General features: G+C 68.8%; 1 protein-coding gene and 2 pseudogenes. 1 reads left to right on the forward strand and 2 read right to left on the reverse strand.

The genetic code is table 11. The features are described from left to right. Positions 1 to 116: 116 nt before the first annotated feature. Positions 117 to 2,087 (reverse strand): tachylectin-related carbohydrate-binding protein, encoded by a 1,971-nt coding sequence (locus ABZ749_RS23250; protein ID WP_357231036.1) that lies wholly within the window; start codon positions 2,085 to 2,087, stop codon positions 117 to 119. A gap of 1,871 nt (positions 2,088 to 3,958) precedes the next feature. On the opposite strand from ABZ749_RS23250, the pseudogene ABZ749_RS23255 reads away from it, so the two are divergent. After that, positions 3,959 to 7,807 (forward strand): annotated as a pseudogene (locus ABZ749_RS23255) (DNRLRE domain-containing protein); the annotation flags it as partial. Between the two features lie 317 nt (positions 7,808 to 8,124). On the opposite strand, the pseudogene ABZ749_RS23260 reads toward ABZ749_RS23255, so the two are convergent. Continuing rightward, positions 8,125 to 8,230, reverse strand: a pseudogene (locus ABZ749_RS23260) ((d)CMP kinase); the annotation flags it as partial.

The raw sequence follows: 8,230 nt of genomic DNA on the forward strand, positions 1-8,230 counted from the left end.
GGTGACTGGATTCGGCACCTCACCTTCACCCAGATCTACGGGCCCGGCCAGTTGCGTTCCGGGCTCACCCAGACCACGTTGCCGTGTCGCCCCGACGGCCGCCGGCCCCATCCTGGTCAGTTGTCGCGCGGCTGCGGGATCTCCTGCCTCGTGAACGAGATGCCCGCCGCCGGGGCGGCCCGGGTGGCGAGCGACGCAGTCGACTCGTCGGTGTCGTAGAGCCGAACCGAACCGTTGGCGGTCCGGCTCACGAAACCGAGTCGGTTGCCGTTGGAGTTCTGGAAGACGAATGCCGTCGGGTCGGTCGGATAGGTCTCGTCCGGTACCGTCGCCGTGGCCCAGTTGCCCCAGGCGGTGGAGCCCGCGGCGGTCTGTCGGCTGTGCTGGATGGTGTCGTCGGTCGTCCGGGTGAACACCGAGACGCGGCCGGTGTTGGGGCTCAGCACCGCGGTCGGGGAGCCGACCGGCGTGATCCCGCTGGCTCCCACCGCGGTCCAGGTGCCGGGCCAGGTGCCGTCGATGTTCTGCAACTGGCTCTTGACCACTCCGTCGGTGTGGCGGGCGAACACCATCAGGCGACGCCCAGGCAGTGTCACCACGCTCGGCGTGTCCACAAAGCCCGCGCCACCCAGCCCCGTCCAGGCGGAGGTCAGCGCGCCACCCTTGTACGTGGCGGCCTGCAGGGTGCCGGCAGCGTCGGCCACCAGAAGTGTGGCGGCGCCGTCGGCGCCCGGCACGGCGACCGGCGTCCCGGTCAGGCCGGTGCCACCGAGCGGCGTCCACGGAAACAGATCGCCGGCCGTGCCGTCCTGCCGCCGGTGCCACAGTGCGCCCTCGGCGTCCAGGGCGAAGACCACCCGGGTGTCGTCGGAGAGCCGGACGGCGGTCGGCTCCGAGCGCATCGCCCCACCGAGGGCGAGCCACGGGTTCCAGTCCGGCATGGCCGGCGTCTTCTGAGTCAACGAACCCACGTTGCTGGTGGTCTCGTGGGCAACGATGGTGACCCTGTTCTGGGCGTCCGAGACCAGCGACGGCTTACCCGTGTACGCCTCGGTGCCGGGCACCGGTGACCACTGGATCGAATACAGCGAGTCCGGGTTCGCGCGTCCGTGCCGCAGTTGACCGATGTTGTCGGTGTAGGCGATCTCCAGGCTGCCGAGCGCGGTGCCGGCGGGCGGGGCCTGCACGACCGCCAACGGGGCGTTCTGCCGCGCCGGGGTGGCGGGCAGCGCGGGGCTGGTGATCGCCCCCTGCCGGCAGGTGTTGGTGGTGGTGAAGACGTTCGGGAAGCCGGCCCAGCCGTTGCCGATCTGGTCCGCGGTCAGTGCCCAGGACAGGTTGTCGTCGCGGAAGCGGTACTGGAACAGATCACCGTCGGCCTGAATGCCGAAGAGCGTGTCTCCGCCGGCGGAGAAGAGCCCCTTGGTGAACCCCTGCCAGTCGCTCGAACCGACCTGACGGTCCCGCAGGAGCCACCGCTGACTCGCCGGGTCGAATCGGTGCCGGTAGAGCTTGCCGTCGGACGTTCGGCCGTAGAGGGTGCCGGGGGCACCGGCCACGATCAGGTTGTACCGGTCCCAGCCGGAGTCGATGACACGTGCGTCGATGGTCCATTTCCGCGTCGGCTCGTCGAACCGGTACCAGCGCAGTTTGCCCTGGGCGTCGACGGCGTAGAAGTCGCCGATCTGATCCACAGTGATCTTGTTGCGGTAGCTGGCTGTCGCGTAGTTCGTGAAGCTCGAACTGATGATCAGGTTCTGCTTGCCATCGATGGTCTCCCAGTTGCTGCCTGTCCATCGGTAGCGGTTCAGCCCGGTCGAGTTGATGCCGTAGACCCGGCCGTCCGGCCCGCCCAGCAGGCGGCCGAACGTCTGCCAACCGCTGGGGCCGACGGTGGTGGCGGCGGTGAACACGCCGCCGTCCTTGCCCGGGGTGCTGTACTGGCGACGGGCGAGAGTGCCGGTCGTGGTCGAGTTGAAGAACGCCGCGGCCCCTGTGCAGCTGAAGGCGTCGGTGGCCGCCTGGGCGGGAGACGCCGGCAGCGGTGCCACGAGGCCGGCGGCGCCGATGAGCGCTGCGGCGGTCAACGCCAGCGACCGACGCCGAGAAGACGTCCGTGGTGTGGACTCTTTGGTTAACTGGGACACGTTTGTGTGATCCTCCCCCGAGAAAATAAAAATGACCGTGGTGAATTGATCAGTCTGTGGTGATCGCCACATTCACAGAGGGTCCACTGTGCGCGGTGAGTGATCCATCCGCCACGGTCGCGGCCCATCATGCACGACAGTGGGCCGCCTGCCAAGCGCGGAAGCTCGGCCCGGTTCGAGGTGTCCGGGAACATCCACGATGGACATTAGGGGCGGGTCGGAGCAGGCAGTAAACGGACTTAAGGCTCCAAATGGCCGAAGTCTTAACGGAAAGTAGTCTCCCCAGGTCGTAGCGCAAATGAGGAAGGTTGCCGCCACTGTGGCTTGACAGCCGATCGAGCGTGCTGCAACCTACAGCGGCATATCGATGAGTAGCAGCACACGGGGGTGTGAAGCTGTGACCGCTGACTTGGCGGCGTTCTGCCGTGCCGAGGCGACACGAATATTGTTGGGCGCTCCGCTCCCGCGTGAATTCCGTCCACCCGAGTGGTCTCTTTCTCTTTTCTGACATTCTCGTCGACCGATGAGTCGGCGTCGTAACGCCGTGCCCGTGAAGAGGTAGCGGCGATCCACACCCGGCTTCGTGGGGCCTTCACAGGTCTCGCGGCCGGCACGTGCCTGTCTCCGCCTCGTAGCCCGTCCTCGATCCAGGGGTGACCATGTCCTTCAGCATTCGCCGTCTGCCCGACCCGCGCGGTCGGCTGACCGATCTGCGTGGTCGGCTACCCCGGCAACGTTCGATGTTCGGCTCCGGCACCACCCGGTCGGTCCTGGCCGCCGCTCTGGCCGGCGTGCTGATGCTCAACCTGGGCGGCAGCGGGGTGACGGCGCTGCCGGCGGGCAGTGCCCGCGACCGGGACGGTGTGGCCTCCGCCGGTCGGGGTGGCGGCGGCGCGAAGCCGAACCAGGCATGGGGCTCGGCGGCCGGCAAGGCTCACGTGACACCCGGACGCCCCAACCGTGACCTGCCGAAGTCCATGCGCGGGCAGTACCCGCTGCACAAGCTCGCCGACAAGCCCGCCCCGGGGCGCAACAAGGCGTCCGTCGCGACGGCACCCGTCGAGGACACCCCAGGCTTCGACAAGCGAACCAGCCGGGAACGACCGGCCGAGCGCGACGTCAACCAGCGGGTCTTCGACAACGCCGACGGCACCCAGACCACCGAGTTCTCCTCCTCCCCGATCAACTACCGCAAGCCGGACGGCACCTGGGCGCCCATCGACCACGCCCTGGTGCCGACCACCGACGGGTGGGGGATCGCCGCCGACTCGGTCGGTCTGCGCCTCGCCGGCAACGGCGCCGCGAGTCAGTTGGCCCGGCTGAGCTTCGACGCTGACACCGAGTTCGGGTTCGGTCTGGCCGAGGCGTCCAACGCGCCGGGCCGGGTGAACGGGAACGCCGTCACCTACCCCGGCGTACGCCCCGACGTCGACCTGCGTCTGGAGCCCCGGGCCGGCGGCCTGAAGGAGACCCTGGTCCTGCGCTCGGCCAAGGCGCCCGCCTCGTTCGTGTTCCCGCTGAGCCTGCGCAACCTCACCGCGAAGCTGGTCGACGGTCAGGTCGTCCTCAGTGACCGCGACGGGCGCGAACGCGGGGTGATCCCGGCGGGTTACATGGTGGACGCCGGCACCGGCACAGCCGGTCCCGCCACCTCCACCAAGGTCGCGTACGAACTGGTCACCACGGGTGGGCAGACGGCGCTGAAGGTCACCCCCGACCGGGCCTGGCTGACCGATCCGGCCCGGCGGTACCCGGTCGAGGTCGACCCGACCGTCGGCCCGCCGGTCGCTGCGATCAACGCCGACAGCAGCATGTACGTGCACGGAGACAGCTCCACGTCCGGCAGCAGCGAGTTGCTCGTCGGTCGCTCCGGCGGGTCCAACGCGGCGGCCTACCTCAAGTTCGGCAACCTGGTCAGCCGACTCCAGAACCACACCATCCACGGGGCCGCGCTCTCCGCTGTCAACTTCGACGCGGCTTCCTGCAAGGCGCGCGCGGTCAGCGTCCACCCGGTCACCGGGTCGTGGTCGGCCGGCACCGGCTACTCGTACCCGGGGCCGGCAGTGGGTGGCGCGCTGGTCAGCCGCTCGTTCGCCCACGGGTACGTCGCTCTCGGCCAGTCCCAGTCCGCCTGCCCGGCAGCCGGGGAGATGTTCGACCTCGGCGTCGGCGGCCGTAACCTCGTGCAGCGCTGGGCCAACGGCCAGCAGGCCAACAACGGTCTCTCGCTGCGCGCGTCCACCACCGACACCTCGGCGTGGAAGAAGTTCGCCGGCACCGGCACGGCGAACCCGCCGGCGCTCTACGTCACGCACAGCCCGTACAACGCCGGATACGCGATCCCGAAGCCCACTCCGGAGCCGGCCGTCCTGCGTAACCAGGACGGCAAGGTGAAGGTGACGGTCACCAACCTCGGTGCCGAGGCGTGGACGCCGGCCAACTACTACCTCGCGTACCGGGTCTACAACGCGCAGACCGGCGCCGCGGTGACCCAGCAGCGGGCGGCGAACCTGCCCTCCACCCTGGCCCGTGGCGCGAAGGTCACCCTCGACGCGACGGTCAAGCGGTTGGAGCCCGGCTCCTACTTCCTCGACTTCACCATGGTGCGCACCGGTGGAGCGGTCTTCACCGACCACCAGGTGCCACCCGGTCGGATCGTGCTCCAGGTGTTCGACGTTCCGCCGGTCGTGCAGGAGCTCTACCCGGAGAACGGGTACCAGGCCCCGACGCTCACCCCGTTGCTCTGGGCCCGGGCCGTGGACACCGACGCCGCACCCGGTGCCACCTTGTCCTTCAAGTTCGAGATCTGCGACCAGACCGACGCCGGTACGGCGACCAACTGCACCAACTCCGGCTACCAGGCCAAGCAGTCCTGGGTGGTGCCCGCCGGCCGGATGGTCTGGGGCAAGAGCTACCTGTGGCGCTCCTTCGTCAAGGACAGCGCCAACGAGGTCATCTCGCCGTACTCGACAATGCTCAGTTCGGTGCCACAACCGGACCTGTTGTCCCGGATCGCCACCTCGCCCAACGCCGAGCAGGGTCGCGAGTTCGACGCTCAGACCGGAAACTTCGCCACCTCCGCCGTGGACGCCACGGTGGTGACCGTCGGTCCGGAGCTGAACCTGGTCCGCACCTACAACAGCCTCGACCCCCGCACGACCGGCGTTTTCGGCGCCGGCTGGTCCAGCCGGTACGACATGACGCTGGTCCCTGACAACGACGGCACCGGAAACGTGGTGGTCCGCTACCCGGACGGCCAGGAGGTGCGGTTCGGCAAGAACCCGGACGGCACGTACGCGCCGCCGCCGGGACGGGTCGCGAAGCTCACCGTCGACAGCAGCAACTGGAAGCTTGTCGACCGTACCGGCAGCACCTACCAGTTCTCCCTGCTCTACAAACTCCAGAAGATCACCGACAACTCCGGGCACTCGGTCAACCTGACCCTCGACCCGATGACCGGCAAGCTCGCCCGGGCCCAGGTCTCCAACAGCCAGAGCAACACCGCCGGCCGTTCGCTGACCTTCACCTGGAACGGCAACCGCATCGCCACGGTCAGCACCGACCAGGTCAACGGCGCGAAGCTGACCTGGAACTACACCTACGAGGGTGACCTGCTGACCAAGGTCTGCGGCCCGGAGTCCGCCTGCACCAACTACGCCTACGCGGCCGGTTCGCACTACCGCACCGCCGTTCTCGACGCCAAGCCCGACTCGTACTACCACCTCGGCGAGGCCGAGGGCACCGGCGCGGCCAGCGACGTGGCGATCAACCTGGGCAAGGACGCCGGCACGTACCGCAACAACGTCACCCTGGGCCAGCCCGGTGTGCTGGAGGGCACCAACGGCACCGCCGCGGCCTTCAACGGCACCTCGGCCTACCTCGAGCTGCCCAAGGGGCTGGTGAAGAAGAGCCGTGACGTCTCCGTCGAGCTGTGGTTCAAGATCGGCCTGACCCAGACCGGTGGCCCGCTCGTCGGCTACCAGGACAAGGCCGTCGGCACCGCCGCCACCAGCGGCGTCCCGCTGCTCTACACCGGCACCGACGGCAAGCTGCGCGGCCAGTTCGCCACGGGCACGATCGCACCGATCACCTCGGGCATCACGGTCAACGACAACAAGTGGCACCATGTGGTGCTCTCCGCGATGGCCAACACCCAGACCATGTATCTCGACGGGGTCAAGGTCGGTGACCTGGCCGGGCAGCCGATCGAGCACTCGCTGCTGACCTTCAACCAGGTCGGCCTCGCCTCGGCGACCACGCCCAGTTCCTGGCCGGCCTGGGGCGGCACCGCCCAGCGCTACTTCGCCGGCACCATCGACGAGGTCGCTGTCTACTCCCACCCGATCGGCCTGGACGCGGCCAAGGCGCACTTCCAGTACGCGAAGCCGGCCGCCCAGCAGCTGACCCGGGTCACCCTGCCCAGCGGCCGGGTCGCCACCGAGGTCGAGTACGACACGGCCACCGACCGGGTCAAGGAGTACACCGACGACAACGGCGGCACCTGGAAGGTGGGTCAGCCCACCGTCTACGGCGGCGACACCGACCTGCGGCGCAGCGTCCAGGTCCTCGACCCGGCCAACCGCCCCTACCTGTACGAGTACGACGCGCTCGCCGGTCGACTGCTGCGCTCCGGCACCCCGCTCGGACTGGAGACCCGCGAGGAGGACCGCCCCGGGCAGACCAGCCCGACGCCGAGCCCGCCGCCCACCGAGGTCTGCACCCAACCCGACCCGAACGACCCGGCCTTCTGCACCGTGATCCCCGGCGACGCCGGTGGGCCGATCTTCGTGCGGCACCCGTTGGACGGCATGGCCATCCGCTCGTTCTCCTACAACGCGGACGGCCAGCAGAGCAAGGTCACCAACGAGAACGGTGACACGGTGGAGATGACGTACGACAGCCGGGGGCGTCTCGCCACCCGCAAGAGCTGCCGTACGTCCACCCAGTGCTTCACGAACTACTACACCTACCCGGCTTCCATCACCGACCCGTTCGACCCGCGCATCGACCTGGCGGTGGAGCAGCGCGACGGCCGCTCCAGCGGCCCGACCGACAACAAGTTCCGGACCACCTTCACGTACCGGGACCGCACCGGTCAGCTCCTCACCCAGACCAACCCGGACGGCAGCCTGGTCACCCACACCTACACCAGCGGCGGCGAGGCCGGTGTCAACGGCATCCCTCCGTCCGGGTTGCTGGCCAGCAGCATCACCAACGGGCAGACCAAGCCCACCAGCTACGCGTACTACGCCAACGGTGACCTGTACAAGGTGACCGAGCCGTCCGGGCTGGTGACCGAGTACACCTACGACGCGCTCGGCCGACGGATCACCGAGAAGGTCATCTCCGACACCTATCCCGCGGGCGTCACCACCACGATCACCTACGACGGGCACTCGCGGGTCGCCACCGTCACCGGCCCGGTCACCACCGACGCCGTCACCGGCAAGCAGCACCAGAGCCGAACCGTCAACGAGTACGACGCCGACGGCAACCCCACCAAGGTCACCGCCATCGACCTGCTCGGTGGTGACCCCGAGCGGGTCACCAGCACCGAGTACGACGACGAGGGACGGCCGGTCCGGGTCGTCGACCCGGAGGGCAACGAAACCAGCTACGGGTACGACAGGTTCGGCAACAAGACGACCATGACCGACGCCAACGGCAACCGCTACGACTGGGCGTACACCGCTCAGAACAAGGTGGCCGAGGTGCGGCTGCGGGACTGGCGCAGCGACCCGGCCGGCACCCCCGGCACCGGCACCGGCGACTACCTGGTCCTGCACTCCTACTCGTACGACTTCGCGGGGCGGCTAGCCAGCGACACCGACGCCATGGGTCGGCGACTGGAGTACAAGTACTACCGCGACGACCTGTTGGAGAAGATCACCCTCAAGGACTTCCGCAACCCTGACGGCTCCAAGCGGGACTACGTCGTGGAGGAGAACACCTACGACGGCGCCGGCAACGTGACCCGCAAGGTCGGGGCACGGATGTCGGCATCCACGCCGACCCCGTCGACGGTCACGGCGTACCCCTGCGGGTGGGTGCCGATGCGCAGGTTGACCTCGCCGGCGACCTTC

The sequence above is a fragment of the Micromonospora sp. NPDC047753 genome, assembly GCF_040642735.1.
In the GTDB taxonomy this organism is placed as follows: Bacteria; Actinomycetota; Actinomycetes; order Mycobacteriales; family Micromonosporaceae; genus Micromonospora.